This window comes from Aurantiacibacter sp. MUD61 (genome assembly GCF_027912455.1).
Taxonomy (GTDB): domain Bacteria; phylum Pseudomonadota; class Alphaproteobacteria; order Sphingomonadales; family Sphingomonadaceae; genus Alteraurantiacibacter.
In genome coordinates this window covers 2,154,837-2,180,174 of record NZ_CP115446.1, presented here as the reverse complement: position 1 = coordinate 2,180,174, position 25,338 = coordinate 2,154,837, and the positions used below count along the sequence as shown (strand labels likewise).

General features: G+C 61.3%; 26 protein-coding genes, 1 tRNA gene and 1 other RNA gene. 12 read left to right on the top strand and 16 right to left on the bottom strand.

Going from position 1 to position 25,338, the window contains the following annotated elements:
- Window positions 1–87: 87 nt before the first annotated feature.
- The 4 genes from O2N64_RS10485 to ffs form a co-directional block, all read right to left on the bottom strand.
- Window positions 88–882: a class II aldolase/adducin family protein gene (locus O2N64_RS10485; protein WP_271079643.1), complete on the bottom strand. Its 795-nt coding sequence runs from the start codon at window positions 880–882 to the stop codon at window positions 88–90.
- Window positions 883–942: 60 nt separating this feature from the next.
- A complete protein-coding gene (locus O2N64_RS10480) occupies window positions 943–1,284 on the bottom strand; it encodes a YbaB/EbfC family nucleoid-associated protein (protein WP_197921650.1) in 342 nt (113 codons plus the stop codon).
- A 93-nt stretch (window positions 1,285–1,377) separates the two neighbouring features.
- Window positions 1,378–3,234 (bottom strand): DNA polymerase III subunit gamma/tau, encoded by a 1,857-nt coding sequence (locus O2N64_RS10475; RefSeq protein ID WP_271077551.1) that lies wholly within the window; start codon window positions 3,232–3,234, stop codon window positions 1,378–1,380.
- Between the two features lie 57 nt (window positions 3,235–3,291).
- Window positions 3,292–3,386, bottom strand: an RNA gene (ffs, locus tag O2N64_RS10470) — signal recognition particle sRNA small type.
- An 80-nt stretch (window positions 3,387–3,466) separates the two neighbouring features.
- Here ffs and O2N64_RS10465 point away from each other — a divergent pair.
- Window positions 3,467–4,021 carry a hypothetical protein gene (locus O2N64_RS10465; protein WP_271077550.1) on the top strand — a complete coding sequence of 185 codons (555 nt, stop codon included), beginning with the start codon at window positions 3,467–3,469 and terminating at the stop codon, window positions 4,019–4,021.
- 9 nt (window positions 4,022–4,030) lie between these two features.
- Here O2N64_RS10465 and O2N64_RS10460 read toward each other — a convergent pair whose 3' ends face one another.
- On the bottom strand, window positions 4,031–4,312 hold the full coding sequence (locus O2N64_RS10460) for an ETC complex I subunit (protein WP_271077549.1): 282 nt from the start codon (window positions 4,310–4,312) through the stop codon (window positions 4,031–4,033).
- 166 nt (window positions 4,313–4,478) lie between these two features.
- Window positions 4,479–6,908 carry an ATP-dependent helicase HrpB gene (hrpB, locus tag O2N64_RS10455; protein WP_271077548.1) on the bottom strand — a complete coding sequence of 810 codons (2,430 nt, stop codon included), beginning with the start codon at window positions 6,906–6,908 and terminating at the stop codon, window positions 4,479–4,481.
- A gap of 152 nt (window positions 6,909–7,060) precedes the next feature.
- Here hrpB and O2N64_RS10450 point away from each other — a divergent pair, with 152 nt between their 5' ends.
- On the top strand, window positions 7,061–7,870 hold the full coding sequence (locus O2N64_RS10450) for a hypothetical protein (protein ID WP_271077547.1): 810 nt from the start codon (window positions 7,061–7,063) through the stop codon (window positions 7,868–7,870).
- Window positions 7,871–7,933: 63 nt separating this feature from the next.
- Here the strand turns inward: O2N64_RS10450 and O2N64_RS10445 are convergent, their stop codons facing one another.
- Entirely contained in the window at window positions 7,934–8,956 is a 1,023-nt protein-coding gene (locus tag O2N64_RS10445; protein WP_271077546.1) for a polyprenyl synthetase family protein, read from the bottom strand.
- Between the two features lie 97 nt (window positions 8,957–9,053).
- Between O2N64_RS10445 and O2N64_RS10440 the strand changes: the two genes are divergently transcribed.
- Window positions 9,054–9,344: a chorismate mutase gene (locus O2N64_RS10440; protein WP_271077545.1), complete on the top strand. Its 291-nt coding sequence runs from the start codon at window positions 9,054–9,056 to the stop codon at window positions 9,342–9,344.
- 48 nt (window positions 9,345–9,392) lie between these two features.
- Here O2N64_RS10440 and O2N64_RS10435 read toward each other — a convergent pair whose 3' ends face one another.
- From O2N64_RS10435 to O2N64_RS10420, 4 genes are all read right to left on the bottom strand, one after another.
- Entirely contained in the window at window positions 9,393–10,301 is a 909-nt protein-coding gene (locus tag O2N64_RS10435) for a hypothetical protein (protein WP_271077544.1), read from the bottom strand.
- A 91-nt stretch (window positions 10,302–10,392) separates the two neighbouring features.
- Window positions 10,393–11,895, bottom strand: coding sequence for a sensor histidine kinase (locus tag O2N64_RS10430; RefSeq protein WP_271077543.1), 1,503 nt, complete (start codon window positions 11,893–11,895; stop codon window positions 10,393–10,395).
- Window positions 11,846–12,523 (bottom strand): response regulator transcription factor, encoded by a 678-nt coding sequence (locus O2N64_RS10425; RefSeq protein ID WP_271077542.1) that lies wholly within the window; start codon window positions 12,521–12,523, stop codon window positions 11,846–11,848. The genes O2N64_RS10430 and O2N64_RS10425 overlap by 50 nt, the downstream gene beginning before the upstream one ends.
- A gap of 89 nt (window positions 12,524–12,612) precedes the next feature.
- Window positions 12,613–12,930, bottom strand: a complete 318-nt coding sequence (locus O2N64_RS10420; RefSeq protein ID WP_271077541.1) for a hypothetical protein — start codon at window positions 12,928–12,930, stop codon at window positions 12,613–12,615.
- A 260-nt stretch (window positions 12,931–13,190) separates the two neighbouring features.
- Between O2N64_RS10420 and O2N64_RS10415 the strand changes: the two genes are divergently transcribed.
- The 3 genes from O2N64_RS10415 (at window position 13,191) to O2N64_RS10405 (ending at window position 17,395) form a co-directional block, all read left to right on the top strand.
- Window positions 13,191–13,805: a phage tail protein gene (locus O2N64_RS10415; RefSeq protein ID WP_271077540.1), complete on the top strand. Its 615-nt coding sequence runs from the start codon at window positions 13,191–13,193 to the stop codon at window positions 13,803–13,805.
- A gap of 101 nt (window positions 13,806–13,906) precedes the next feature.
- On the top strand, window positions 13,907–15,724 hold the full coding sequence (locus tag O2N64_RS10410) for an ABC-F family ATP-binding cassette domain-containing protein (protein WP_271077539.1): 1,818 nt from the start codon (window positions 13,907–13,909) through the stop codon (window positions 15,722–15,724).
- Window positions 15,725–15,814: 90 nt separating this feature from the next.
- Window positions 15,815–17,395: a hypothetical protein gene (locus O2N64_RS10405; RefSeq protein WP_271077538.1), complete on the top strand. Its 1,581-nt coding sequence runs from the start codon at window positions 15,815–15,817 to the stop codon at window positions 17,393–17,395.
- Here the strand turns inward: O2N64_RS10405 and O2N64_RS10400 are convergent, their stop codons facing one another.
- Window positions 17,396–17,872 carry a DUF6456 domain-containing protein gene (locus tag O2N64_RS10400; RefSeq protein WP_271077537.1) on the bottom strand — a complete coding sequence of 159 codons (477 nt, stop codon included), beginning with the start codon at window positions 17,870–17,872 and terminating at the stop codon, window positions 17,396–17,398.
- A gap of 97 nt (window positions 17,873–17,969) precedes the next feature.
- Between O2N64_RS10400 and O2N64_RS10395 the strand changes: the two genes are divergently transcribed.
- Window positions 17,970–18,542 carry a helix-turn-helix domain-containing protein gene (locus tag O2N64_RS10395; RefSeq protein WP_271077536.1) on the top strand — a complete coding sequence of 191 codons (573 nt, stop codon included), beginning with the start codon at window positions 17,970–17,972 and terminating at the stop codon, window positions 18,540–18,542.
- Between the two features lie 14 nt (window positions 18,543–18,556).
- Window positions 18,557–19,747 (top strand): glycosyltransferase, encoded by a 1,191-nt coding sequence (locus tag O2N64_RS10390; protein ID WP_271077535.1) that lies wholly within the window; start codon window positions 18,557–18,559, stop codon window positions 19,745–19,747.
- Here the strand turns inward: O2N64_RS10390 and secF are convergent.
- Genes secF through yajC form a run of 3 tightly spaced genes read right to left on the bottom strand, consistent with a single transcriptional unit; the run spans window position 19,744 to window position 22,696 of the window.
- Window positions 19,744–20,721: a protein translocase subunit SecF gene (secF, locus tag O2N64_RS10385; RefSeq protein ID WP_271077534.1), complete on the bottom strand. Its 978-nt coding sequence runs from the start codon at window positions 20,719–20,721 to the stop codon at window positions 19,744–19,746. The genes O2N64_RS10390 and secF overlap by 4 nt on opposite strands.
- Window positions 20,722–20,737: 16 nt before the next feature.
- Window positions 20,738–22,348: a protein translocase subunit SecD gene (gene secD, locus O2N64_RS10380; protein WP_271077533.1), complete on the bottom strand. Its 1,611-nt coding sequence runs from the start codon at window positions 22,346–22,348 to the stop codon at window positions 20,738–20,740.
- A 27-nt stretch (window positions 22,349–22,375) separates the two neighbouring features.
- A complete protein-coding gene (gene yajC / locus O2N64_RS10375) occupies window positions 22,376–22,696 on the bottom strand; it encodes a preprotein translocase subunit YajC (protein ID WP_271077532.1) in 321 nt (106 codons plus the stop codon).
- A 254-nt stretch (window positions 22,697–22,950) separates the two neighbouring features.
- Between yajC and O2N64_RS10370 the strand changes: the two genes are divergently transcribed.
- Window positions 22,951–23,027, top strand: a tRNA-Pro gene (locus O2N64_RS10370).
- Window positions 23,028–23,069: 42 nt separating this feature from the next.
- Here the strand turns inward: O2N64_RS10370 and O2N64_RS10365 are convergent.
- Window positions 23,070–23,675 (bottom strand): tetratricopeptide repeat protein, encoded by a 606-nt coding sequence (locus O2N64_RS10365; RefSeq protein WP_271077531.1) that lies wholly within the window; start codon window positions 23,673–23,675, stop codon window positions 23,070–23,072.
- Window positions 23,676–23,767: 92 nt separating this feature from the next.
- On the opposite strand from O2N64_RS10365, the gene O2N64_RS10360 reads away from it, so the two are divergent.
- The 3 genes from O2N64_RS10360 (at window position 23,768) to accB (ending at window position 25,328) form a co-directional block, all read left to right on the top strand.
- On the top strand, window positions 23,768–24,181 hold the full coding sequence (locus O2N64_RS10360; protein WP_271077530.1) for a holin family protein: 414 nt from the start codon (window positions 23,768–23,770) through the stop codon (window positions 24,179–24,181).
- Window positions 24,182–24,286: 105 nt separating this feature from the next.
- Window positions 24,287–24,721: a type II 3-dehydroquinate dehydratase gene (aroQ, locus tag O2N64_RS10355; RefSeq protein WP_271077529.1), complete on the top strand. Its 435-nt coding sequence runs from the start codon at window positions 24,287–24,289 to the stop codon at window positions 24,719–24,721.
- Between the two features lie 94 nt (window positions 24,722–24,815).
- Window positions 24,816–25,328 (top strand): acetyl-CoA carboxylase biotin carboxyl carrier protein, encoded by a 513-nt coding sequence (gene accB, locus O2N64_RS10350; RefSeq protein WP_271077528.1) that lies wholly within the window; start codon window positions 24,816–24,818, stop codon window positions 25,326–25,328.
- Window positions 25,329–25,338 lie beyond the last annotated feature (10 nt).

The following is a 25,338-nucleotide window of genomic DNA, read 5'->3' as shown; positions in this document are numbered from 1 at the left end:
AGTGCGCTGCTGGATCAGACCTGTCAAACCGGACGGGTTGTTGTCGGCGAGCATCTGCTCTCAGCAATTTATAGCCTTCAATCCAACCTATTCACGGAAACCCGGATCCACCCTGTCGAGCTTGCGCAGAAGTGCCGGCCACGCGAGACCGTTGGCGAGCATGGCAACGCCTTCAGCGGGCGTTTGCGACTTCACTTTCTCGGGAGTGCCCTGCGGCGGATTGTTCAGATTTTCCCGGCCGGCGCTGAGCATCTTGACCTGCGCTTCGCAAGCGCGCTCGATGAAGTACAGGCGCAGGAAGCATTCTGCCACGGTTCTTCCGATGGCGAGCGTTCCGTGATTGCGCAGGATCATGGCATGCTTGTCGCCCATGTCCTGCACCAGCCGCTCGCGCTCTTCGAGATCCGTCGCGATGCCCTCATACTCGTGATAGGCAATGTCGCTGCGCGCGATCATGCCGGTTTGCGTATGCTCCAGCAGCCCGTCGCGCATGGCGCTCACTGCCTGGCCATCCGGCGTGTGCAAATGCATCACCGCATGCGCATCGGCGCAATTCATGTGCAGGGCGGAATGGATGACGAAGCCCGCCGGATTGACCAGATGCGAAGTCGGCAGGACCGGCTGCCCCTCGACATCGATCTTGACCAGCGAGGATGCGGTAATCTCCTCGAACATCATATCATATGGATTGATGAGAAAATGGTGCTCCGGCCCCGGCACGCGGGCGGAAAGGTGGGTGAAGATCAGATCATCCCAGCCATACATCGCGACCAGCCGGTAAGCTGCTGCAAGGTCCACACGGACGGCCCATTCCTCTTCCGATACGTTCTTGCGAACATCCATGTCGGTTGCTGCGGACTGGTCATTCATGACGCTCGCCATCATTTCACCTTTTCAATTGCAGCCAGCAGACTCGCGACCTCTCCATTTTATCAGGCGTATTTACCCCATTCCCGGCAGGTTGAAACCCGGCGGAAGGCCGAGGCCCTGCTGCATTTCGGCCATATGCTCGCCAGCCTTGCGGTCGGCCTTGTCGCGCGCATCGTTGAAAGCGGCGGTCACGAGATCTTCGAGGATCTGCTTCTCTTCGGTCTTGATAAGGCTTTCGTCGATTTCCACGCCGATCATCCGGCCGCGCGCGCTGGCGCGTACTTTGACGAGGCCGCCACCTGCGGTGCCTTCGACTTCGATCGTGTCGAGCTTCACCTGCGCATCCTGCATCTGCTGCTGGATCTTGCCGGCAGCTTCCTGCGCGGCTTTCATCATCTCTTCCATGTTCTGCATCGGAGGGCTCCTCGGCTGATCAGTTTGTAATTCGCTTGTATATTCTAGCTTGGGACGATCGCCAGCTATTCAAGTGCAATAGCACACCAGATGTCAGGCGCTGCGGCTCCAGTCTTCGCGCCCGCGAGCGGGCTGCTGGTCCTCCACCAGTTTGGCATCGGGAAAGGCGGCGAAGGCGGCCTGCACCAGCGGATGGTTGCGCACGCGTTCGGCTTCGGCTTGCCGCGCGGCTTCATCCTGCTCGACCAGAGTGGGCGCGCCCTCACCCTCTCCCCGAATGATTTCCCATTTCGTGCCAAATGCGTTCTGGAATGCCTGCCTGATCTGCGGCGTGATATTATCGTCGAATCCGGGCGGCTGCGTGTATTCGAGGCGACCGGGCGCGAGCGAAATGACCCGCACCTGCCCCTTGAGCAGGCTGCCCATCGTCCACGCGCCTTCGATGCCTGAATTCTCGATCTGCTCAACCAGATCGCGCCAATGCGCTGCCGGATTTCCGCCACCTGCCGCAGGTGCCCCGCCCTCGGAAGGCGTGCCGGTCGCGCCGCCGGTCAGGGCGAAATCCTTCAGCTGTTTGGCGAGCTTACCCGGGTCCGGCATGTCGGCCGCATGCATCGCACGCAGCAGGGCCATTTGCGCTGCCACCAGCGGATCGGGCGCGGTGCGAACTTCATCATGGCCTTTGAGCAGCAATTGCCACAGGCGATGGACTTGCCCGGCGGACAGGCGCTGCGCCCATTCGCTGATTGCCGCGCGCTCTTCCTCCGTCGGCGCGTCAGGCTCGCCAATCTGGCCGACGGCGACGCGATGCGTGAATTCCATCAGCGCGCGCATCAGCGAAAGCGGCTCGACACCCAGCGAATATTGATCTGCAATCGCGGCGAGAAGTTTCTGCGGCTCACCTTCGAGCACATGCTGAAAAAGCCGCCGCTGCGCCCCGCGATCGGCCAGGCCGAGCATATCGCGGACCTTGTCCACGCTGACCTTGGTGGAGCCATCGCCCGATTCCATATCGGCATGAGCAATCGCCTGATCGAGGATCGAAAGCCCATCTCGCACCGAACCCTCGGCAGCCGAGGCAATCATCGCCAGCGCCTCGTCATCCGCGCCCACGCCTTCCTGCTCACAAACCCAGGCGAAATGCTTGTGCAGCAAATCTGACGGAATACGGCGCAGGTCGAAACGCTGCGTGCGGCTGAGGACGGTGACCGGAAGCTTGTCGACTTCGGTGGTGGCGAAGAGGAATTTCACATGCGCAGGCGGCTCCTCAAGAGTCTTGAGCAAGGCATTGAAAGCATTGCGCGAAAGCATGTGAACTTCGTCGATAATATAGATCTTGTAGCGCGCAGACACGGCCGCATAGCGCACCGCCTCGATAATCTCGCGCACATCATCGACGCCTGTGTGAGAGGCCGCGTCCATTTCGATGACATCGATATGCCGCCCCTCTGCGATGGCGAGGCAAGGCTCGCACTGGCCGCAAGGGTCGATAGTCGGTCCGCTCTGCCCGTCCGGCCCCACGCAATTCAAAGCCTTGGCGATGAGGCGCGCGGTGGAGGTCTTGCCGACCCCGCGAACGCCAGTCATCAAGAAGGCATGCGCCAGCCGGTCCCGCTCAATGGCGTTGCCGAGCGTGCGAACCATCGGCTCCTGACCGATCAGCTCCGAAAAGGTCTGCGGGCGATATTTGCGCGCCAGCACACGGTAGGGCTGCGCGGGATCGGGTGCCACGACCGCTGGTGCGGCGGCTGGCGGGGCGACTTCCGGCTCGGCAGGAGGCTGAGTTGCCGACGCAGGCACCTCTTCCGGAGCTTGGCCGAACATCGAATTCTGGCCAGCCGCCTCCAGCTCCGCAGCGGAGGGCTGGTTCTCGGCCTCCTGCTCGGCAGGCGCATCGCCGCCATTGTCAGCCCAGGGCGGAGTGTCAGAATTCTCGGGGGAATCACTCATGCGCGCAAGACTAGGCGCTCACCGCGCGAATGTCATCGCGCTTGCCAGATGATGTTGTGAAAAGGAGCCGAGCGACCCGCTGCCATTTACCTGGGCTGCTTCCTTCCGGACCTGACCCGGTGAGCAAACGCGAACGTCCACCCGACTCCCGCGGCGCATATGGCTTCTAATGTTATGCATTGCAAGAGACAGCCGGGGCTGCATTAATGCGGGGCTGAAACGGAGGGAAACAATGATTAGACATTCGATGATCGCAAGTGTTGCAGCGACGGCATTGCTCGTGTCCGCTTGCGGAGAGATGGGCGCAGATGGTGAAGCGGCGACGCTGATTGGTGATGGCGGGGAAACCGGCTCATCACTCACCCTCGTCTACGGCAACGATAACAGCGAATGGGCGAACGACGGCGAATGCGATGATGCGCGCTTTCAGGGCGATGCCATGGCGAGCGTGCTCAACACCGACAACATTGGACAGGATGCTTCCGATTGCGAAGCCGCGATGCAGGCGGGCGATATAGAGCTGAACCCCTATTTCGCCGAGCCTGCCAGCGATGCCGCCATTAATTTCGGCGATGACGAGGGCATGTATCCCAATGACGATGAATGCGACGACATTCGCTTTACCGGCGAATATGCGCCCAATCTGGTCTATCTGCCGGAGAATATCGGCCACGATGCTAGCGATTGCCGCGCGGCAGTCGAGTCAGGTGAGGCGCGCTGGCAGGGTGCCACCGCAACGCCGGAATACGGAGTTACCTTGGATGAGCTGGAAAGCTCCAGCTACTAAAGCGGAGGTTTACCGGAAATTGTCCGCATAGGCCTGAAGCTTCAGCTTCTTCGGCGGGACAGAGTGCACGCGGGCCGCGATGCCATATTTCTCGGCATAGGCCTGCGCTGCCTCGCAGCTGGGGAATTTCAGCTGCACCTGCTGACGCGTATCGCCGCTGCCGGCCCATCCCATCAGCGGATCAGGCTTCTTCGCCTCTGCCGGAACGAAATCGAGCACCCACTGATCAGTGAGAGCCTTGCCGGATTGCATCGCGCTTTGCGGGCGCTTGTAGATACGTGCGTCTGCCATGGGAGAGCCCTTAAAGCGGATTCGCGCGACGCTCAATCCCCTCTCGCTTGCGGGAGGGGCAGTGAGACTTGGCAGCTTGCTGCCTAGTCGCAGCGGGGTGGGCAATTCTTCGTGTGATTGAGTAAGAGAAGCCCACCCCCAACCCCTCCCGCAGGCGGGAGGGGAGTCATCTGTTGAAAGCATTCTTGGTTTTGAGGCTGGGCTTTTCCGTCCAAGGCTCATCCGGCCAGCGGTGTTTCGGGTAACGGCCTTTCATGTCCTTGCACACATCCGCCCAGCTGCCGCGCCAGAAACCGGGCAGATCGCGGGTCGCCTGGATGGGTCTGCCTGCCGGACTGGTGAGGTGAATCAGCAGCGGCGTGGTGCCGATCATCGGATGCCGGTCTAGCCCGAATAGTGCCTGCACGCGCACCTCGACACTCGGCGCATGTTCACTCGCATAATCGATATCGTGGCTGGTACCCGCAGGGCTGGTGAACTGTCGCGGGGCACGCGTATCGAGTTGCTGACGCTCGTCCCATGACAGTAAGTTCAGCGCGGCTGCGGCAAATCGCCCCGGTGACAGGTCGAGATCCCGCCTGCCGGACAGCAGCGGCGCAAGCCATTCCTCAGCCCGCGCGCTCAATTGCTCTTCGCTTAGCGCGTCAATCCCGGCGAAATGCGCGCGGGCAAGAAACCCTGCCGGCAGCAATGCCCCCAGACGCTCAACAGCTTTCTCCACAAGGATATCAACAAGCGCCTGACGATCGGGATCGGGGTCCGGACCGCTCGAAAGGGTTATCGCGCCCATCTGTCGTTCGAGCCGCGCCTCTACCCTCCCCTCGCTCTCATTCCAGCGCGCAACCGTGCGGCTTTCGATGAGATCCGCGAGATGATCCTCCACCTCCGATGCATCCAGTTCTGCCGCCGCAGTAATGCGCGCGCCTCTCGCCTGTCCCTGCGCGTCTGCGATCACCAGCCATTCCGCGTGTGTCAGGCGCGATGCGGGATCGAGCACATAGCCGCGCCCCCCTGCACTGATCCAGTTTTCGCCCGCTTTGTCTCGGCGACGCGCAACGAAATCGGGGCGCGCTTTTGCAAGGTAAATGGCAGGGTTAAGGCCGCGCGTGTCTTCGCCGGGTTCAAGCCGCTTAGCTGCTGCCGCCCACCGCGCAGCGAGCTTGCGCGCCGCATCCGCTCTCTTGCCGCGATCGCCTTTCCAGCGAAAGCTGCGATCGACGAGGTTCTCGCTCCTCCCGCCAAGGCCTCGCTCCTGCAGCAAAACAACATTCCGCGCCACTTCGTCCGCCTGCGACGATCGCGCCGCCAGAAGCAGCGCCGATGCATGGGTAGGGTCCATCGGAAGGCAAGCGATCTTATCGCCCCATGCCGTGATCTGCCCATTCTCGTCCAGCGCGCCTGTTGCCGTCAGCAGCCTGCGCGCCGCGCTGACCGACGCCTCCGGTGGCGGGTCGAGCCATTGCAGGCTGAGCGGATCGCCGACACCCCATTTCGCCAGCCCCAGCACGAGCGGCGCGAGATCGCTGGAAAGCATTTCGGGCGTGTCATAGGCTGGCCTTCCCGCATGTCCGGCCTCCTCCCACAGGCGATAAGCGACACCCGGCCCTTGCCGCGCCGCACGCCCTGCCCGCTGCGCTGCTGCGGCCTGGCTGGCGCGCGCTGTGACAAGATGCGTGGTGCCTGCCCCACGATCGAATTCAGCCCGGCGGGAAAGTCCGCTGTCGACGACTACCGAAACGCCATCGAGCGTGAGCGAAGTCTCGGCGATGCTGGTGGCAAGGACAATGCGCCGCCTGCCCTCAGGATCACGCCGGATCGCGGCGCGTTGGTCGGCGGGCTGCACCTGGCCATGCAGCGGCAGTACCGGCGTGTTCGGCAGCTTCGCTTCCAGCCGCTCCTGAACGCGCGCAATCTCTCCGACGCCCGGAAGGAAAGCGAGGATGTCCCCCTCCTCCTCACGCCAAGCCGTCAGGATCGCGGAGGTCATGGCATCTTCCAGCCGTTTTTCCGGCGACGCGCCGAGCCATTTGATATCGAGCGGATAGGCTTTGCCTTCACTCTCGATCACCGGCGTTGCATCGCCCATCAGGCGCGCAAACCGCGCACCATCGATGGTCGCGGACATGACGCAGACGCGCAGGTCCTCACGGAGGATCCCCTGCGTTTCGAGCGCGAGTGCGAGGCCTAGGTCACTATCGAGCGAGCGCTCATGCGCCTCGTCGAACAGCAGGGCTGAAACGCCGTCCAATTCCTGGTCTTCGAGCAGGCGATTGACCGGAATTGCCTCGGTCACGACATTGATCCGGCTGCCCTTGCGACTGTCGAGCCGGGTCAGATAGCCGACCCGCTCACCTACTGTCTCGCCCAACAATTGCGCCATCCGCTCCGCCGCGGCGCGTGCTGCTACACGGCGCGGCGAGGTGATGATGATCTGGCCGTTGCACCATTCCTGATCGAGCAAAGCGGGAGCCACCGCCGTGGTCTTGCCCGCTCCTGGCGGAGCCACAAGCACGGCGGAATTGCCCGCCCGCAAGGCAGCGAGCAGGTCCGGCAGCACGGCATGGATGGGGAGATTTTCCGACACGCAGCCCTCCATTGCACAATGCAGGCAAGCTTGCAGCCCCGAAGCGGTGCCGAATTTTGCAATTCGCCATGAGTCTGGCTATCCTTCCGCACAGGGCCGCAGAAACCATGCATCCGGTTGCGATCAGTTCGCTGTTGGATGCGTTCCTGCTGGGGGGAAAATCTATGAAAAATATGATGACGGCTTTTGCCGCAATTTCGCTTGCCTTGGGCGTAACCGCCTGCGGCGATAATGGCGATGCCGATACCGACGTGGCGGCAAGCGACGGCACGATCACCGGCACGTGGCTGATCGATGCGGACACCGCAGAGTTCGAAGGCGCGACAACGGAAATCCTGCTGGCCGATGGCACTTACGAGTGCATGAGCTGCAATCCGCCATATTCAGTCACGGCCAATGGCGAATGGCAGGATGTCGATCTGCCAGGAGCAGACGCATTGATGGTCGAAGTTGTCGACGACAACAGCGTCAGGACGGCAGGCAGCTTCGGCGGTGAAGAGCAGGGTTCTTCTGTCTGGACTGTGAGTGAAGACGGCCAAACTGTAACGATCGAATTCACCGATACGTCTGGCGATGAGGTTGTCACAGGTTCGCAAATGATGACGCGGGCGGGTGATGGACCCGAAGGCTCGCATGTGCTTTCGGGACAATGGGAAACCCAAGGCGTTTCCGGGATCAGCGATGCTGGGCTCACCGTCTCTTACGCGGTAGAGGGCGACCAGTTCACGACATCCGGTAACGGTTTCAGTTACACTGCTACGATTGGTGGCGAGCCTGTGCCCGTCGAAGGCAGCAATGCCGGAAATATGGCGGCGGTGGAGTCGACCGGCGAAAATTCTTATCTCATCACGAATTCTCGCGATGGCGAAACGCTTTCCACTACTGAGCTGACTGTCGACGGTGACAGCCTTTCTGGCGTCAATACGAACATGAGCAACGGCGGCGTAGTGCGCTGGACTGCTGCGCGCGAGTAAAGCGCAAAAGCAGCGGAAAGGAACAGCCCCGACCCTCAACGGAGGGTCGGGGCTTTTCTTTTTCTAATACCCTCGGGCTACCGCGAATTGCGCGGCCTGCACCATGGCGCGGCGCGCGGCGGAATCGGGGAAGATGTTGAGCGCATCGCAGGCCCGCTGGGCGAAATGGCGCGCGCGTTCACGCGTGGCCGAAACGCAATCATGCTTGCGGATCAGGTCGACTGCATGGGCGAGATCCTCGTCTTCGGTCGTGAAACCGGCGATAGCATCCTGCCAGAAGCGCCGCTCTTCATCATTGCCGCGCTGGTAGGCGAGGATCACCGGCAGCGTCATTTTGCCCTCGCGGAAATCGTCGCCCCGATCCTTGCCCATTTCCGCAGCTTCGGAATCGTAATCGATGGCATCGTCCACCAGCTGGAAAGCAATGCCGAGGTTGCGGCCGTAGCTGTCTAGCGCTTCCTCTTCCTCTTCACCGCATTCGGCCACTACGGCGGAGATACGGCTGGCGGCTGCAAACAGCGCCGCAGTCTTGGCACCGATAATGTGAAGGTAACGCTCTTCGGAAGTTTCGATTTTGCGCTGCGAGACGAGCTGGTCGACTTCGCCCTGTGCGATGATCGCGCTGGCGCCCGAAAGGATTTTAAGCACCTTGAGGCTGCCGTCTTCCACCATCAGCTCGAACGCGCGACTGAACAGGAAATCGCCCACCAGCACGGTGGCCGGGTTCCCATAGACAATGTTCGCCGCTTCCTTGCCGCGGCGCATTTCGCTGCCGTCGACGACATCGTCATGTAGCAGGGTGGCGGTGTGAATGAATTCCACCGCAGCGGCGAGCTTGTGGTGGCGCGTGCCTTGATAGCCGACGACTTCTGCCCCGGCGAGCGTCAGCATGGGCCGCATCCGCTTGCCACCGCCCGCGATCAGATGACCGGCAAGCGCGGGGATCAGCGGGATTTCGCTCTGCATCCGATCGAGAATAATCGAATTGACCTGGTTCATAGGCGTAGCTGTCAGCGACAGGATGGGAGAAAGGCTGGGCTGTTCTCCGCCATTCGTGCGCTTCAGGGGGACGACGTTGTCGCTCATGCGGCTCTCAATGGGGGTAAGCGCTCCCCTTGGCAAGGTGGCATTTCAGCCGCATTCGCACGTGCAATATTGTTTCAGAAAGGCTAAACCTAGCGCAATGACTGAATCGACCGATCCGCAGCTCGCCGCCTTCCGCAAAAGCATCGACAATATCGATGCTGCGCTCATTCACATATTGGCGGAAAGGTTTCGCATCACGCAGGCAGTGGGCGAGTATAAGGCGAAGAGCGCCCTGCCCCCTGCCGATCCCGAGCGTGAGACGAAGCAGATCGCGCGGCTGCGCGCGCTGGCGGTCGAAGCCGATCTAGATCCCGAATTCAGTGAGAAACTGCTACGCTTCATCATCGACGAAGTGATCCGGCACCACAGAAAAGCGCGCGGGGACTAGACTACCCGCGCGCTTCCTGTCCCGTCCAAGGGAAATCTGTTTTACCGATCAATCCGGGCCGCGACGTTCCGGATCAGCCCGATCGCGCCTGCTGCGTGCTGGCCGCTGTGGATCATTCCGCCGTGGACGCTCGGCACGTTCGCGGCGCTGTGGCCTCTCGGCACGCTCGCGACGCTCTGGCCTCTGGGCCTGCGGCTGGCGTCGCTCGGGCCTGTTCGCACGGTCATTGCGACGTGCGGGGCGCTCAGCGCGCGGTGGCCTTTGCGGACGATCTGCATTTTGCCGAGGATTTGGCCGTTCGGCGCGTGGCGGACGCTGCGGTCGCTCGGCGCGCGGTGTCCTTTGCGGACGATCCGCCCGATCGTTGCGGCGCGGCCGGTCTACCCGGTCGTCGCGGCGTGGACGTTCTGCGCGCGGTCGCTGATCGCGATTGCGGTCCACCCGGCCATCACGCCTGTCGCGATCGGTGCGATCTCGGCGACCGTCATAGCGGTCACCGCTTCTGCGTTGATCGCGGTCTACCCGGCCACCACGGCGACCATCGTACCGGTCATCGCGATCACGGCGATCACGATAGCGCGGTCGGTCACGGCGTTGGTCCCGATTGTAGCCACGCTGGTCGCGATAGCGACGCTGGTCACGATAGCGGTGCGGAATTTCGTAGCCATAATCGCGCCAGTGCGCACGGAAATCACGGTGGCCCTGACGGCGACCGTACCAATAGTCCCGATGGCGGCGGGACCAGCGATATTCGCGGCCCCAGCGGTCATAAACATAATAGCCGATGCCCGGATAATAATAGTCGTCATACCAGCCGTAATATGGCGACGAGCCGACAGACACGCCGACGCTCACGCCGGAATGGCCGTATCCGTAATCGTCATAATATGTAGAGCAGGCCCCAAGGCCCAGTGATGACGCCGCAATGGCGATTACCCCTAAAATGCGGGGGGACATAATTATTCTCCCACGAAATCCTTCAATACGTGCTTTATGGACGATGAGCTGTGCATCCAATCTGAACGAGCCCGTTGTGGTATTGAAAGCTTTATTGGGGGGCTGAGCCTGCGCGGGGTAGCTTCAGCTTTACCAGCAATCCGCCCAGATCCTCGCTTTCATGCAGAGAGACCGTGCCGCCATAAATCTGCGCCACATCGCGCACGATGGCGAGGCCGAGGCCGGTGCCGGGCTTGCTCATATCCAGCCGCGCGCCGCGCCCGAAGATGGCATCGCGCTCCTTCTCGGGAATGCCCATGCCATCGTCTTCGATCCAGATGACGCAGCGCCTCGCATCCGGCTCTGCATCGATGGTGATGAAGACACTGCCGCCACCATATTTCGCGGCGTTTTCGATCAAATTGCCGAGCAATTCATCAAGGTCCTGCCGCTCCATCGCGACATCCGTGTCCTTGCCCGCGATATCGAAGCGGACGTGCTGATAGAGGCGAGACACGGCCCGTTCGACGCCCTGCGCACTTTCCATGGCGCTGGCGCGGGAGAGGCCCGTGGCACGGCGCCCCACCGCTCGCGCACGGGCAAGATGGTGGTCGACATGGCGCTGCATCACATCGGCTTCGCGCAAAACGGCTTCGGGCAAGTCCGGCGATTGCGCATGCGCCGCGTTGTTCAGCACGGTGAGCGGCGTTTTCAGCGCATGGGCGAGGTTGCCGGCATGGGTGCGCGCTTCTTCCGCCTGCTTTTCCGAATGTTCGAGTAGCGCGTTGAGCTCTTCCACCATGGGCTGCACTTCGAGCGGCAGTGGCTCTGTTACGCGGTTGGTGCCGGTGGTGCGGATGCGGGCAATCGCCTGGCGCACACGGCGCAGCGGGCCAAGACCATACCAGGTCTGCGCCATCGCCATCAGAAAGAGGCCGATGCCGAGAATGGCGAAGGACCAGATGAGAGTGAGGCGAACCTGCGCGATCTGGTTGTCGATCTCTTCGCGGTTCTGCGCCACCACGAATTGCCATTGCACATCGCTACCGGGAAGCTGGATCGTGCGCTGCGCCATGCGCAATGTCTCGTCGCGAAACTGCACGGAGTCATAGAAAATCGGCTCCAGAGCGATCTCGTCACGCACCTGCAGCCGGTCGTCCCACAGGCTGCGCGAAGGGAGCGGCTGGTACCCTTCAGCGCTGATCTGCCAATAGGAACCCGACCCCGGCTCCAAATAATTCTGGTCCCCAAGGATCGAGTTGAACTTCACTTCACCGAAGGGATCCAGCTCTGCTGAACGCAGCATGGAGTTGAGCGGGATCGTCAGCCGGTTGTCGAATTCGGCCTGCAACTGGTTCGTCAGGACACGGTCGAGCGCGACGCCGCCGAGGGTCAGCAGGATGAGGATCCACCCCGCCGCGATCATCATCATGCGGCGCGACAGGCTGCCGGTGTGCGCTACCGCTGCACCCTGTTCGTCCTCTTCATGATAGACGTGCTCGTCCTCCGCTTCGGCCGGAAGCGTTTCCGCGTCTAGCGCAGAGACATCGCCATCATCGCTACCGCTATTCGCGGGGAGCGTCTGCGGGGTCGTCGAGGCTGTAACCGAGGCCACGGATGGTGGTTATAACGTCTGCGCCAAGCTTCTTGCGGATGCGGGTGACAAAAACTTCGATCGTGTTGCTGTCGCGGTCGAAATCCTGGTCGTAAATATGTTCGATCAGCTCAGTCCGGCTCACCACCTTGCCCTTGTGGTGCATCAGATAGCTGAGCAATTTGTATTCCTGCGCCGTGAGCTTCACCGGCTCACCGTTCAGCGTTACGCGGCCAGAGCGCGTGTCAAGCCGCACATCGCCAGCGGTGAGTTCGGACGACGCATTACCCGATGCGCGGCGGATGAGCGCGCGCAGGCGAGCGATCAGCTCTTCGGTCTGGAAGGGCTTGGCGAGATAATCGTCCGCGCCTGCATCCAGCCCTGCAACCTTGTCGGACCAGCTGTCTCGCGCGGTCAACACCAACACCGGGAAATTGCGGCCTTCCTTGCGCCACATGCCCAGCACCGTCAGCCCGTCGATTTCCGGCAGGCCAAGGTCGAGCACGACAGCATCATATTCTTCCGTGCTGCCGAGGAAATGGCCGTCCTCTCCATCGGTGGAGAGATCGACCGCGTAACCGTTCTGTTCAAGTGTCGATTTGAGTTGCTGGCCGAGAGTAGGCTCGTCCTCAACAATCAGAATGCGCATCGAATATTCCCTGTACTGTGTTGCGCCGGATGGTTGCGCTTACAACATGAACGCGTCAAGCGAGCGGCAAGTTTCCAATGGGGAGATATTCAGCGCGAAACGCGCAGGACGCGCGCGGTCTGCGCATCCACATCGACCCAGATCATCCGGCCATTGCGAATGAATTTGAGGCGATACACCTGCGCGACGGGATCGTACTCGAAGCCGATATACTCATCATCATCGCGCATTTGCGGGATGATGCGGCGTTCGATTTCGCGAATGGGCATGTTGCGGCCCGCCTGCATTTCGGCGCGCGCGGAATTCTGATCACCGCGTTCGCGGTCGAAAGACTGCGCAGACGCAGGCGCGCTCCACGCCGAAAGGGCGCAGGCAGCAGCGGCGAAAAGGGCAATGGGCTTCAACATGATGGCTGTGTGCCTAACAACGCGCCGTTGAACAAGAAGTGAATTCACTCGCCGCCAGCCGTTCAGGGATGTGAACGACTTGAAGCCTCTTCACGGCCGTGGAGTCGAACGTTTCGGTAAATTTCGCATTAGCGACAATTAATTTCTCCACGCATTGACGAAAGCGCCAAACAGGTCTCCAGTTTACATTCGGTGTCGCAACCGGAAGAGCCGCACAAGCGGCCGGTGACTTGAACCGACAAAACGAAGGGGGAATTTCAATGAAAACCAAATTTATTCTTGCGGTCTCCGCACTCGCTACTGCGGCTGCCACGACAATGGCAACACCTGCACCAGCAAGCGCGCAGGAGCAGTATCTTGGTGAAGTGCGTATGTTCGGGACGAACTGGTGCCCGCGTGGCTTTGCACAGGCCAATGGCACCTTGCTTCCGATCAGCCAATACACAGCTCTCTTCTCGCTTCTTGGAACCACTTTTGGCGGAGATGGCAGAACGACTTTCGCTCTGCCAGACCTACGCAGCCGCGCGCCCATTGGCTACGGCTCGAGCCCTGGGAATACCAATTATCAGCTTGGCATCCCAGCCGGTCGCGAACAGGTGACGCTGACTGTCCAGCAAATGCCTTCGCATAACCACCAGGCCGGCATACAAACTGTCGCCGCACCCGGTGATACAACCAGCCCCCAATCGGATGCTTTCGCTCAGACGCCAGGTACGAATACCTATTCTGATCAAACACCCAGCGGCAACTTCATGCATGCGCAGACCGTTGTCGTGCAGAACAATGGAGGCAATCAGCCATTCTCTGTCGTGCAGCCGGTGCTGCCGATGAATTATTGCATTGCGACGACGGGTATCTTCCCTTCACGCAACTGATTGTTCTGGTCATCTGATATCGCAAATCTACAGGCGGGCGCGATCCACTGGGTCGCGCCCGTCTTGCTATCGGATCACCGCGCGCCTAACTGCGCCGGACCATGGCAGAACCTCCCATCCTCTCGCTCGAAGGCATTGGCCTGCAACAGGGCGGCCGCTGGCTTTTCGGCGATCCCTCCTCGGGACATGGCGAGGGGCTGGACCTGCACATCGGCCCGCGTGACAGGCTCGCGCTGATTGGCCGCAACGGTGTCGGCAAAACCACGCTCCTGCGCCTTATCACGGACGAGATCGAGCCGGATCGCGGCGTGCGCAAAGTGAAGGCGCATGCCAATATCGTCTGGCTGGAGCAGGAACCGGATTTCTCCGCTCACGATACGCTGATGGACTTCGCCCTCGCTGGCGATAACGCCCCGCCCGAACACGGCGTGGAGGCAATCGCCGGCCAGCTCGGCATCGAAATGACGACCGAGGCGGCGACCGCCAGCGGCGGGGAAAGACGCCGGGCCGCCATCGCCCGCGCGCTGGCGCAGGAGCCCGATCTACTGCTGCTCGATGAGCCGACAAACCACCTCGATCTCGCAGCGATCGACTGGCTTGAGACATGGCTCGAGCGGTTCAAAGGCGCGTTCATCGTGATCAGCCATGACCGAACGTTTCTAAAGCGCCTGACCCGCGCCACGCTCTGGCTCGATCGCGGCAGCATGCGCCGCAAGGAAGTGGGCTTTGGCGGCTATGAGGCATGGGAAGAGCAGGTCTATGCCGAGGAGGCCCGCGCGGCCGAAAAGCTCGACGCAAAGCTGAAGATCGAAGCGCATTGGCTTGAACGCGGCGTCACCGCGCGGCGCAAGCGCAATATGGGGCGTCTCGAAAAGCTCTTCGAAATGCGTGCCGCCCGCGCCGCCATGATCACGCCCGGCGGCACAGCCAAGCTGAAGCTGGCAAGTGACGCGGAATTCAAGAGCAAGTCGGTGATCGTCGCAGAGGATATATCCAAGACCTATGGTGACCGGCAGGTCATCAAGCCATTCTCCCTGCGCATCCAGCGCGGCGACAGGATCGGTATTGTCGGTGCGAACGGCGCGGGCAAGACGACGCTGCTCAAAATGCTGACCAGGGAGATCGAGCCGGATACGGGCAGCGTGACCCACGCCAAAACGCTTTCCGGCGTCTCCATCGATCAGCAGCGCGCGCTGCTCCAGCCCGAACTCACCGTGCGGCAGGTGCTTGCTGAGGGCGGTGACTGGCTCGATGTGCGCGGGCATCGCAAGCATGTGCAGGCGTATCTGAAGGACTTCCTGTTCGATCCCAGCCTGATCGATGCGAAGATCGGCACCTTTTCGGGCGGCGAACAATCGCGCCTGCTGCTTGCGCGCGAGTTTTCGCGCACGTCCAACCTGCTGGTTCTGGATGAGCCGACCAATGATCTCGACCTTGAGACGCTCGACCTGCTGCAGGAAGTCATCGCGGATTATGAAGGCACAGTCCTGATCGTCAGCCACGATCGCGACTTTCTCGATCGCACAGTTACGGTCACGCTCGGCCTCGATGGCAGCGGCACGGTCGATATCGTGGCAGGCGGCTATGAAGACTGGCAGGCGAAGCGCAAGGAGCGCAGCGCGAAGAAAGCCAAGGCCGATAAGCCGGCGAGTGAGAAGCCTGCGCCGCCCCCTCCCCCGCCGCCCAAATCGAGCAAGCTGTCCTACAAAGACCAGCGCGATTACGAGCAGTTGCCCGCCCGGATCGAGGAGCTGGAAGTATTGATCGGCAAAGGCGAAAGCGCGCTCGCCGATCCCGAGCTCTACAGCAAGGACCCGGACAAATTCGCGCGCATCAGCAAGTCGCTCGAACTGGCCCGCAATGAAAAGGACGAGGCGGAAGAACGCTGGCTGGAGCTTGCCGAGCAGGCTGAGAGCTAAGCCTCTGTAAGATCGCTGCGCAAATCGTTAGCATCGCGTTTACCACGTTTGCTCACGGCGTTTGCACCAAAGCGCGGCAAACCCCTTGGCATGGGCATCGCCTCTTCATCAGCACTGCGTGACGAAAACGCCGGCAACGGGCCTGCCTATGGCAGTCTCGAAACGCTCGGTGCACGGACGAAACCCAAGAAAAAGCCGGTTCTCGTGCTGGATCCGGACGAGCTCGCCCAGGCGCATGCCATGTTCCAGGATGCGTCGGCCGAGCTGATCGGAGAAGAAGCCGAACGGCCTCAGCGTCCCGCCACCATCCTTGGCCTTGCGCCGATGGAAGATGACGATGCGGAAGAAATGGGCCAATCGGATGAGGCTGACGTCGAAGAAGATGACGCCGTGCCCAATGCAGAAGACGTGCTCAGCCTGACACGCCGCAAATCTGCTCCGATACTCGATCACGGTCTCAACGATGCGATCGCCAATGATTTCGGCATGGATGTGCCCGATGCCGCCGGCATTGCTGCGAGCGGTGCAGACTCGTCCGAGGGCGATTACGACTTTGGTGGCTATGCCGATCCGAACGGTCCGCTCGACGACGATATCGATCTCGAAAACCGTATCTTCCCCTCGCTCCCGGTCCAGCCGGAACTGGCCGAGCCCGAGGAAGAGGCTTTTGAGCAGATTGAAGAGGTGGAGGCAGCAGGGCCCGTCGAAGACACGCATTTTGCAGATGAACCGGAAGTGGCCTCCCCGGAAGAGCCAGCAGTCTCGCACGACGAGCCAGCCAAGCTGTCCTCGCTTGGCAGCCTGCAAGCCCGGCTGGCGGAACGTGCTGCCGAACAAACTCCTGCGTTTGACGCGCACGACCCGGAGCCGGAGCCGGAGCCAGAGCCAGCGCCGAAACCGGTAACCCCGGCGAGCGATTTTGCGGCCTTGCCCGAAGATGTCGAAGAGGTGCGCCAGCGCCACAGCAAGGACTGGTTCGAACTTGACCGCGACGATGTCGAGAAGCGCGAGTTGCAGGCTTGGTCGGATGAGAACTGGCAGGCTGAAAAGGCTGCACACAATACTGCTGAGGACGAGCCGCAGAAAAGCCCCGCGCGCGCCGCTACACCGGAGCCTGTCGAGCCGCGGCCTGAACCCGCAAGGCCCGCCCCTGCGCCGACCGAAAGCTTTACGCCGCCGCCTCCGGTCGATTTCAACCCACGCAAAACCGCGCCAGCGCCCACCCCCGCTCCTGAGCCCAAGCCAGAGCCTGCTCCTGAGCCTAAGCCTGAGCCTGCTCCTGAGTCGGCCGCGTTCGATGGCGACTCTGCACCAATTGCACCGCAGAACAGCGACGCTGATCGCTGGGAAGAAGCTGAACCGGTTGCGCCGCCCGCTTCGCCGTCCGATCACGCCGCGCCAGAGAATATTGCTAGTGAAAACGAAGACGAGGCTGATGGCAGCTACACCCTGACCGACGACGACAATGTCGATGGCTATGCGTTCATGCGCGATCCGCGGTCCCGTCGCTCGGCAATCGCTGCCGCGCCGCAAGGTCGTCAAAGCGCTCTGCGTGCCAAGCTGCTGCGCGATGCGGAGCGCGAGGCTGCCGAAGAAGCCGCTCGCCAGTCGCGGGCAAGCAATTCGCTGGTCACGCGCTTCTGGAACTGGTTGCGCGGCCTGTTCGGCTGATCAACCGATCCGATAAAAATCCGCTACACGGTCAAGGGCCAGCTTGAGCACCAGCTTGCCGCTGCGCGCTGGCCAGGAGAGCGCTTTCTCAGCGATTGGCAGGGTCTCTCCAGCGCATACGACGCGCCAGAGGATATCTTCCAGCCCCCGGCCCGCCTGTTGCAACGCTCCGTCAAACCGGCTTTTCGAAGCAATCTGGCGTTCGGTCGGCGAGAGACCATCGCCGGGCCCGCCTTTGACCCGCACCGGGTCCCACCGCATCGTCACATTGGGGCCGAGCGCCGCGCGCTCATAATCGGCGCGCAGGCGCTCGCCAGCGTCGAACAGGCGTTCATCGAGATGGCCGTGCGCATGCAACCAGCCGAGCGGGCTCTCCCCGACGTTCACCGTGGCGCTGCGGCCCCTGCGCTTGGCCCCGCCCGTACGGCGCGGCCCTTCCGATGTCAGTTCCCGTTCGACGAGTTTGCGATGCTGCATGCTTTTCCCCTTCTGGCGACGCGCACCCCTTGCAAAATCGAATCGGTTGTAGGAAAGCTGTTTTTGCAACCAATTCGGTTAATTGAGGGGTGAGAGCATGATCAATCGCATTCGCGACATCCGGCGGCAGAAGGGCCTTACTCTCGCCGAAGTCGCCGCCGCATGTGAGCCGCCCACCACAGCACAGACGATTGGCAGGCTGGAAACGGGCATGCGCAATCTCTCGCTTGTCTGGATGAACCGGATTGGAGCCGCGCTCGGCGTCGATCCGGAAACGCTGGTGAAGGCGGAAAGCGAGAGCCAGCCGCAAGTGATCGCCAGGCTGACCGATGCCGGCGCGGAAAGCCTCCCCTCCCCGCGCGATGCCATCCTGCCGACCGAATTACTCGAAGGCGGATCGCTCGTGTGCCTCGAAATCGAAACCGGTCAGGGCGAGTATCGCGGCGGAGACCAGCTCTGGATGCGGCAGGTGTCGCCCGAAGATGCTGGCAATCTGATCAACCGCGATGTTCTCGCCCCGCGCTCCGGCGGACGCTTTGCCTTCGGGCGGCTGATAGACCGGCAGGGATCGCTAGTCGGCCTGCTTCCTCCCGGCATCGGACAGCGGCAGATTGTGATCGACAGCCCCGCATGGCTCGCCGTGGCCGAGATGCTGGTGCGTAAGCTGTAACGGCCCGCTCAGCCATGCCCCGCGTCCTTTCGCTCTCCACCCTTTTTCCCAACGCGCACACGCCGCGCTTCGGCACTTTCGTCGCCCGGCAGATGGAGGCGCTGGCGGCCAGGCCCGATTGGGATGTGACCGTGATCAATCCGATCGGCGTGCCGCCCATCGCGGCAGGTCGATACAAGCCCATCGCCAAGGCCGCAGTGGATGGCGTGGAGAATGGTGTGCAGGTTTACCGTCCACGCTTCACCCTGTTCCCCAAGTTCGGCGGTCGCTTCAATCCCGCGATGATCGCGCGCGCGGTGCTGCCACTGGCGCGCAGGCTTCATGCAGAGCGGCCCTTCGACCTGCTCGATGCGCAATTCTTCTACCCCGACGGGCCTGCCGTTGCGCAGATTGCAGATGCTTTAAATCTGCCTTTCAGCATAAAGGCGCGCGGGGCGGATATCTCGCACTGGGGCGCGATACCCTATGCCTGCGAAGCGATGCTGGAGGCTGCCAATGCGGCGCGCGGCGTGCTCGCGGTGAGCAAGGCCTTGCGGCTCGACATGGGCGATCTGGGCATGCCGGTGGAGAAAATCACGGTTCACTACACCGGTCTCGACCACACGCTTTTCAAGCCGCTCAACCGCGCGGAATGTCGCGGCTGGCTGGCGGAAAATCACGGTATCCATCTGGGCGAAAATGAGAAGCTCGTCGCGTCGGTCGGTGCGCTCATTCCGCGCAAAGGTCAGTCGCTACTGGTTCAGGCGATGGCCGACATGCCCGATGTGCATCTCGCGCTGGTCGGGCGCGGCGATGATCGAACGGCATTGACCACCGAAGCACGCCAACTGGGAGTTGCTAAGCGCGTCCACATGCTCGGCAGCCTCGATCATACGGAATTGCCCATCGTGCTTTCCGCGAGCAATGCAATGGCGCTGAATTCAGCGAGCGAAGGCCTCGCCAATGCGTGGGTGGAAGCGCTCGCCTGCGGGACGCCGGTGGTCATCACCGATGTCGGCGGCGCGCGCGAACTGGTGCAGAGCGATAGCGCGGGGCGCATCGTGGACTATGATCCGGAAAACGAGCCGAGCGTATTTGCGAGAGCCATCCGCCAAGTGCTCGACGCCGACTACCCGCAATATGATGTTGCCGCCAACGCCGCGCAGTTCAGCTGGGAAGCTAATGCAGCGGCCTTGGCGGATTACTATAGCGGACTGATCGGCTAAATCTCGCCGCGGGCTTTCTTTTCCTGACGGTCGGCGATGGTTTCTTCGGGCACGAAGCTGTCCGATGTGACACCAAGCCAGATCAGGATGGGCGCAGCCATGTAGACCGAGCTGTAGGTACCCACGAACACGCCAAGCACGATGGCCGCGACAAGGCCGAACAGGCTTGCGGGGCCGAAGAACAGCAGCGGCAGCAGCGCGATGAACAGCGTCAGGCTGGTCATCACCGTACGCGCAAGCGTTTCGTTCACCGACAGATCGAGCAGTTCGGGCAGCGGCATCTTTCGGAATTTCTTCAGATTTTCGCGGATTCGGTCATAGACCACGATCGTATCGTTCAGCGAATAACCGATGATGGCAAGGATCGCGGCGATGATCTGCAGGCTGAATTCGAGCTGGAACAGCGCGAACATGCCCAGTGTCAGCGACACGTCGTGGAACAATGCGAACAGAGCGCCCACGCCGAATTGCCATTCGAAACGGATCCAGATGTAGGCCGCAATCGCGAGCATAGCGAAGAGCAGCGCATAAAGAGCGGTCTGCCGGAACTCGCCTGCGACCTTGCCCGACACCGTCTCGTTCGCGTCCTGACGGACGTTCTCGAACTCGCTCTGGATCGTCCTGACCACTTCCTCACCAATCGCCGTGGCGGCACCGGGCTGGTCCTCAGCGCCTTCTGGCAGGCGCACGCGGATCGAGACCGAGTTGGGATCACCGAAGCGTTGGATAGTCGGCTCGCCATATCCCAGATCGCCAAGCTGATCGCGCAGCTCCACAATGGGGGCTTCTTCCCGCTCCACAAAGGTGACGCGAACTTCCTGTCCACCGGCAAAGTCGACGCCGTAATTGAGGCCCTTGGTCAGCACCAGAGCCCAGCTCGCAGCGATCAGCAGGATACTGACGATATAGAACGGCACGCGCCATTTCAGGAACTTGATGTTGGTCGTTTCGGGAACGAGCTTGAGAAGTTTCATGGGTTGGTCCTCCCGCTCAGATCGTCAGGTCGCTGGGGCGTTTGGCTTTCAGCCAACCGGCGACCCACATGCGGGTGAGAGTAACAGCGGTGAACACGCTGGTGAACAGGCCGATGATCAGGACGACGGCAAAACCGCGCACCGGACCGGAGCCGAACAGGAACAGCAGCACACCGGCGATGAAGTTGGTGATATTGGCGTCATAAATCGCGCGGCTGGCTTCTTTGTAGCCCGTTTCCACCGCCGCGATGACGCGCCGCCCTCGCCTTCGCTCTTCGCGTATGCGCTCATTGATCAGCACGTTGGCGTCCACTGCCGCACCGACGGTCAACACAAAGCCGGCGATACCAGGCAATGTCAGCGTGGTGTTCATAAAGGCCATGATGCCGAGGATCATGAGCACGTTCAGCACCAGCGCCGCGGTCGAATAGAGACCAAAGCGGCCATAGCTGGCGATCATCAGCAGGATGACGAGCAGCGAGCCGATACCCATGGCGATCCCGCCCTTGATAATCGAATCGCGGCCAAGATCCGGGCCAACGGTGCGTTCTTCAATAACGGTCAGATCGACAGGCAGCGCACCCGAACGCAGCTGGATGGCGAGATTGTTCGCGCTCTCAACCGTGAAGCTGCCCGAAATCTGCGCCGAACCACCAAGAATCGGCTCGTTGAAATTGGGCGCGGAAATCACTTCATCGTCGAGGATGATGGCGAAGCGGCGACCGACGTTTTCGGTGGAAAGGCGTGCAAAGGTCGCACCGCCCTGCGGATCGAACTGGATGTTGACGACCGGCTCGTTCGTGTCGGGGCTGAAGCCCTGCTGCGCACCGGTCAGGCTTTCGCCGCTGATGCCGCCAAGCCGGTTCACCACCAGTACGGAGCCGGCATAGACCGTGTCTTCCGCGTAAGGGACGATTTCGGTGCCCGGAAGGGGATCGGCGCGCGCGGCTTCCTCGGTCATTTCATTCTGGCGGCGCGGGGACACCAGCTTGAATTCGAGATTGGCCGTTTCACCCAGCAGCGCCTTCAGCGCTTCGGGATCTTCGAGGCCGGGAACCTGCACCACGATGCGATTGTCGCCTTGGCGGATAATCGTCGGCTCTCGCGTGCCGAGCGCATCGATACGGCGGCGAACGACTTCGGTCGCGCTTTCCATCGCATCGTCGACGGCATTGTCGATGCCCTGCTCGGTCTGGGTGAGGACGATCCGGCGGCCATCGATCACTTCCAGCTGCCATTCGGCAACAAGACCGGTGCCGTTGATAATCGGCAGCAGCTCTTCGCGCGCACGGTCGATGTCGGCGGCATCCTCAAGCATGAAGGACACCTGGCCGCCCAGCGTATTCAGCTCGCTGAATTGGATTTCAGGATCGGCATCGCCCATCAGCTGGATGACCGATTCCTCCATCGTTTCCAGCCGCTGTTCGGCCACCTGCGCCGGATCGGCTTCGAGCAGGATGTGACTGCCGCCAGCAAGGTCGAGACCCAGATTGATATGCGGCGCATCCTCAATCCACTGCGGGCGATCTGCCCCCGTCATGGAGAGGATCGACGGCACGGCCAGAACGGCCAGTACGAGCGTTACTGCCCAAAGCGAAATGCGCTTCCAGAGCGGAAAATCGAGCATGGCGGTGTGACCTGATGCCTATCTGTGTCAGTCGTTTGCGGGCTTGCCGCCGGGGGGCAGGATGTCGCCGATGGTGTTCTTTACCACCTTGATGCGCGTGCCCTGCGCAATTTCGATCTCGGCATAGTCGTCGTCGACCTTGGTCACCTTGCCGATGACGCCGCCTGCAGTCACGACCTTGTCGTTCTTTTTCACGCTGGCGATCTTCGCCTGATGTTCCTTGTGCCGCTTCATCTGCGGGCGGAAAAGCAGGAACCAGAAGATGGCAATCATGCCGATGATCGGCAGGAATTGCACCCATCCCGGAGGGGCAGCCTGGCCAGATGTGGCCGCGAGAAAATCAAGCATGTGTTCGTTCCATTCAGGAGCGGTGAATCAAAAAACCGAATGTGTCAGAAAATACCCGGCAAACCCGCGGCGCAAACCGCGATTCACCAGCCTCCTCCCCGACATATGGGCGCTGCGCCTAGCAGCATTGCGGATAGGTGGCAATTGAGGGCCGTTTTGCAATAGATCGGCACCCCAGCCGCGCGTGAAATTCTGCTCCGCTAGGCGCTTGCTATCGCGCGTCACCCTTTCTATAGGCGCGCTTCCACTGGTCTCGGGAAGTAGCGCAGCCTGGTAGCGCATCACACTGGGGGTGTGGGGGTCGCAGGTTCGAATCCTGTCTTCCCGACCAGTGGACATCCATCAATCACACCGCTGCAATTTGCGCGCCGGACTAGCTCCGCAATGTGTCGCTTGAAGGATTCCGCCAATTCTTGAAGAGAATTTGGAGCGCCACCTTCGCTCTCTTAGGAATAGTGAGCAGAAAAGGTGTCCGATCAAGGCCGAGATCTCGTCGGAGCCAAAGCACGAGACCTGATGATATGAGGTGGCCTGACTCCCACGCTTCTTCAAAGTATCGAAGCGCTGCAATCTTCTCTTCATTTCCCTCAGCGTCTTTGAGTCCTAGCTGTCCCAGCCGAAAGAAGGCTGGTGGATAGCCTCGTTTCGCGATGCTCTGATAGACTTCTGTGGCCTCTGAGATACGCCCCTCTCGGTAGTATACATAACCTAATTCGTATGCCGCCTCGATTGATCCCTTTTCCGCAGCCAATGAAAGCCATCTAATTCCGCTCTCGACATCAGGCTCAAAGCCATGCTTTCCATTGGCCTGGAACTCGCCAAGATAATGCATCGCTAGTCGCGATCCTGATTCTGCGAGCTGCTCGAGTTCTTTGTGTGCAGTTGCGTCGGAGTCGCGAATTCGGTGAAGAACCACCAAAAGCTGTTCTCCGCGATCTTCCTCCTGCCATTCTCTGGTCATGTTCTCGCCAAGTTTCATATGACCAACTTAACTAAGAACTCTCCCCTTTCCTACAGCTTTGCCTCTCCGCCACGCCCGTTCGCGAATCCAACCGCAACGGAGCACCCCCAATGGCAATTCTTGAATCCCTTATCGGCCCCATCGCTTCCATCATCGACAAGATCATTCCCGACAAAGAAGCGCGCGAACGGGCGAAGCTGGAGCTGATCGCGCTCGAAGGCACGCAGGAGATGGCGCAGATCGAGTCGCGGCTTTCCGCTATCATCGCAGAGGCTGAAAGCACCGATCCGTGGACGAGCCGCGCCCGGCCGAGTTTCCTTTATGTGATGTACACGATGATCCTGTGCGCGCTGCCGATGGGTGTGCTCGCAGCGTTCAACCCCACGGTCGCGCGCAATATCGGTGCGGGAATGAATGCCTATCTGGGCGGGCTGCCCGAACCGCTCTATGCGCTCTTTGGCACAGGCTATCTCGGCTACACCGCTGCGCGCCAGTGGGGCAAAGTGAAGGGCGTCGACAAATAAGCGTCAGGACACTGTCACACCTGTCACACCCTTTTTGGAAAGGCCTGAAAAAAGCCGCGCCTTTGCCCTTGGCGGCACCCCCCGATTGCCGCTAAAGGCACGCGCATGACTGACAAAGTATTCGTATTGAACGGACCCAATCTGAACCTGCTCGGCGTGCGCGAGCCTGAGGTTTACGGCGCAGACACTCTGGATGATCTCGCTACCCGCTGCGAGGCGAAGGCCAAGGAACTCGGCCTCGAAGTCGACATGCGCCAGTCCAATCATGAAGGCCATCTGTGCGACTGGCTGCATGAAGCGCAGGCCGATGGCGCGAAAGCCGTCATCCTGAACGCTGGCGCGCTCACGCACACCAGCCTGGCGCTGTATGATGCGATCCGCGCGATCCGCACGCCGGTGATTGAAGTCCACATCTCCAACCCCGCCGCGCGCGAGGCCTATCGCCACAAGAGCTATGTCGCGATGGGCGCGCTCGGCACCATCTCCGGCTTCGGTGGATATGGCTATGAATTGGCGCTGGAAGCCGCAGCAAAGCTGTAACGCCGCATTCCGGCAAAGCGATTGCTAACCCTTGCTTTGGGGGCGGACTGGTTCTAGCCCCCAAGCCATCCTTTACCACTGCATCGGGGAATGCATGTCTGACAAGAAGACCTCCGCCGCCAGCAAAAGCGGCATGACCGTCGATCCTGAACTGGTCCGCGAACTGGCCGAAATGCTGGGCGACACCGGCCTGACCGAGATCGAGGTCGAAGAAGGCAACAAGCGCATTCGCGTTGCGCGCAACGTGACTGCCGCTCCGCCGCCTGCTGCGATGATGGCGCCGACGCCTGCGCCTGCCCCGGCCCCCTCTACGGCTCCCGCCGCGCCGTCTGCTGCAGACGCTCCTGGCGAAAGCGCAGCCACGGAAGACGTGGCCAACGCCGTAAAATCGCCGATGGTCGGCACTGTCTATCTCGCTCCGGAGCCGGGTGCTGCTGACTTCGTCTCCGTCGGCGACTCGGTGAAGAAGGGCGACACGCTGCTGATCGTAGAAGCCATGAAGGTCATGAACCCGATCACCGCGCCTGCCGATGGGCAGGTGAAGCAAATGCTGGTCGAGAACGGTTCGCCGGTCGAGTTCGACCAGCCACTCGTTGTCATCTCGTAAGGCCGCGCTG

Bases quoted from the DNA above. Each gene is read 5' to 3' on its own strand.
- O2N64_RS10485 (WP_271079643.1), bottom strand. From the start codon at position 882: ATGGCGAGCGTCATGAATGACCAGTCCGCAGCAACCGACATGGATGTT.
- O2N64_RS10395 (WP_271077536.1), top strand. From the start codon at position 17,970: ATGATCAATCGCATTCGCGACATCCGGCGGCAGAAGGGCCTTACTCTC.
- O2N64_RS10450 (WP_271077547.1), top strand. From the start codon at position 7,061: ATGAAAAATATGATGACGGCTTTTGCCGCAATTTCGCTTGCCTTGGGC.
- aroQ (WP_271077529.1), top strand. From the start codon at position 24,287: ATGACTGACAAAGTATTCGTATTGAACGGACCCAATCTGAACCTGCTC.
- O2N64_RS10475 (WP_271077551.1), bottom strand. From the start codon at position 3,234: ATGAGTGATTCCCCCGAGAATTCTGACACTCCGCCCTGGGCTGACAAT.
- O2N64_RS10425 (WP_271077542.1), bottom strand. From the start codon at position 12,523: ATGCGCATTCTGATTGTTGAGGACGAGCCTACTCTCGGCCAGCAACTC.
- O2N64_RS10460 (WP_271077549.1), bottom strand. From the start codon at position 4,312: ATGGCAGACGCACGTATCTACAAGCGCCCGCAAAGCGCGATGCAATCC.
- O2N64_RS10390 (WP_271077535.1), top strand. From the start codon at position 18,557: ATGCCCCGCGTCCTTTCGCTCTCCACCCTTTTTCCCAACGCGCACACG.
- O2N64_RS10360 (WP_271077530.1), top strand. From the start codon at position 23,768: ATGGCAATTCTTGAATCCCTTATCGGCCCCATCGCTTCCATCATCGAC.
- secD (WP_271077533.1), bottom strand. From the start codon at position 22,348: ATGCTCGATTTTCCGCTCTGGAAGCGCATTTCGCTTTGGGCAGTAACG.
- O2N64_RS10480 (WP_197921650.1), bottom strand. From the start codon at position 1,284: ATGCAGAACATGGAAGAGATGATGAAAGCCGCGCAGGAAGCTGCCGGC.
- secF (WP_271077534.1), bottom strand. From the start codon at position 20,721: ATGAAACTTCTCAAGCTCGTTCCCGAAACGACCAACATCAAGTTCCTG.
- O2N64_RS10400 (WP_271077537.1), bottom strand. From the start codon at position 17,872: ATGCAGCATCGCAAACTCGTCGAACGGGAACTGACATCGGAAGGGCCG.
- O2N64_RS10365 (WP_271077531.1), bottom strand. From the start codon at position 23,675: ATGAAACTTGGCGAGAACATGACCAGAGAATGGCAGGAGGAAGATCGC.
- O2N64_RS10410 (WP_271077539.1), top strand. From the start codon at position 13,907: ATGGCAGAACCTCCCATCCTCTCGCTCGAAGGCATTGGCCTGCAACAG.
- O2N64_RS10445 (WP_271077546.1), bottom strand. From the start codon at position 8,956: ATGAGCGACAACGTCGTCCCCCTGAAGCGCACGAATGGCGGAGAACAG.
- O2N64_RS10415 (WP_271077540.1), top strand. From the start codon at position 13,191: ATGAAAACCAAATTTATTCTTGCGGTCTCCGCACTCGCTACTGCGGCT.
- hrpB (WP_271077548.1), bottom strand. From the start codon at position 6,908: ATGGAGGGCTGCGTGTCGGAAAATCTCCCCATCCATGCCGTGCTGCCG.
- accB (WP_271077528.1), top strand. From the start codon at position 24,816: ATGTCTGACAAGAAGACCTCCGCCGCCAGCAAAAGCGGCATGACCGTC.
- yajC (WP_271077532.1), bottom strand. From the start codon at position 22,696: ATGCTTGATTTTCTCGCGGCCACATCTGGCCAGGCTGCCCCTCCGGGA.
- O2N64_RS10420 (WP_271077541.1), bottom strand. From the start codon at position 12,930: ATGTTGAAGCCCATTGCCCTTTTCGCCGCTGCTGCCTGCGCCCTTTCG.
- O2N64_RS10435 (WP_271077544.1), bottom strand. From the start codon at position 10,301: ATGTCCCCCCGCATTTTAGGGGTAATCGCCATTGCGGCGTCATCACTG.
- O2N64_RS10405 (WP_271077538.1), top strand. From the start codon at position 15,815: ATGGGCATCGCCTCTTCATCAGCACTGCGTGACGAAAACGCCGGCAAC.
- O2N64_RS10465 (WP_271077550.1), top strand. From the start codon at position 3,467: ATGATTAGACATTCGATGATCGCAAGTGTTGCAGCGACGGCATTGCTC.
- O2N64_RS10440 (WP_271077545.1), top strand. From the start codon at position 9,054: ATGACTGAATCGACCGATCCGCAGCTCGCCGCCTTCCGCAAAAGCATC.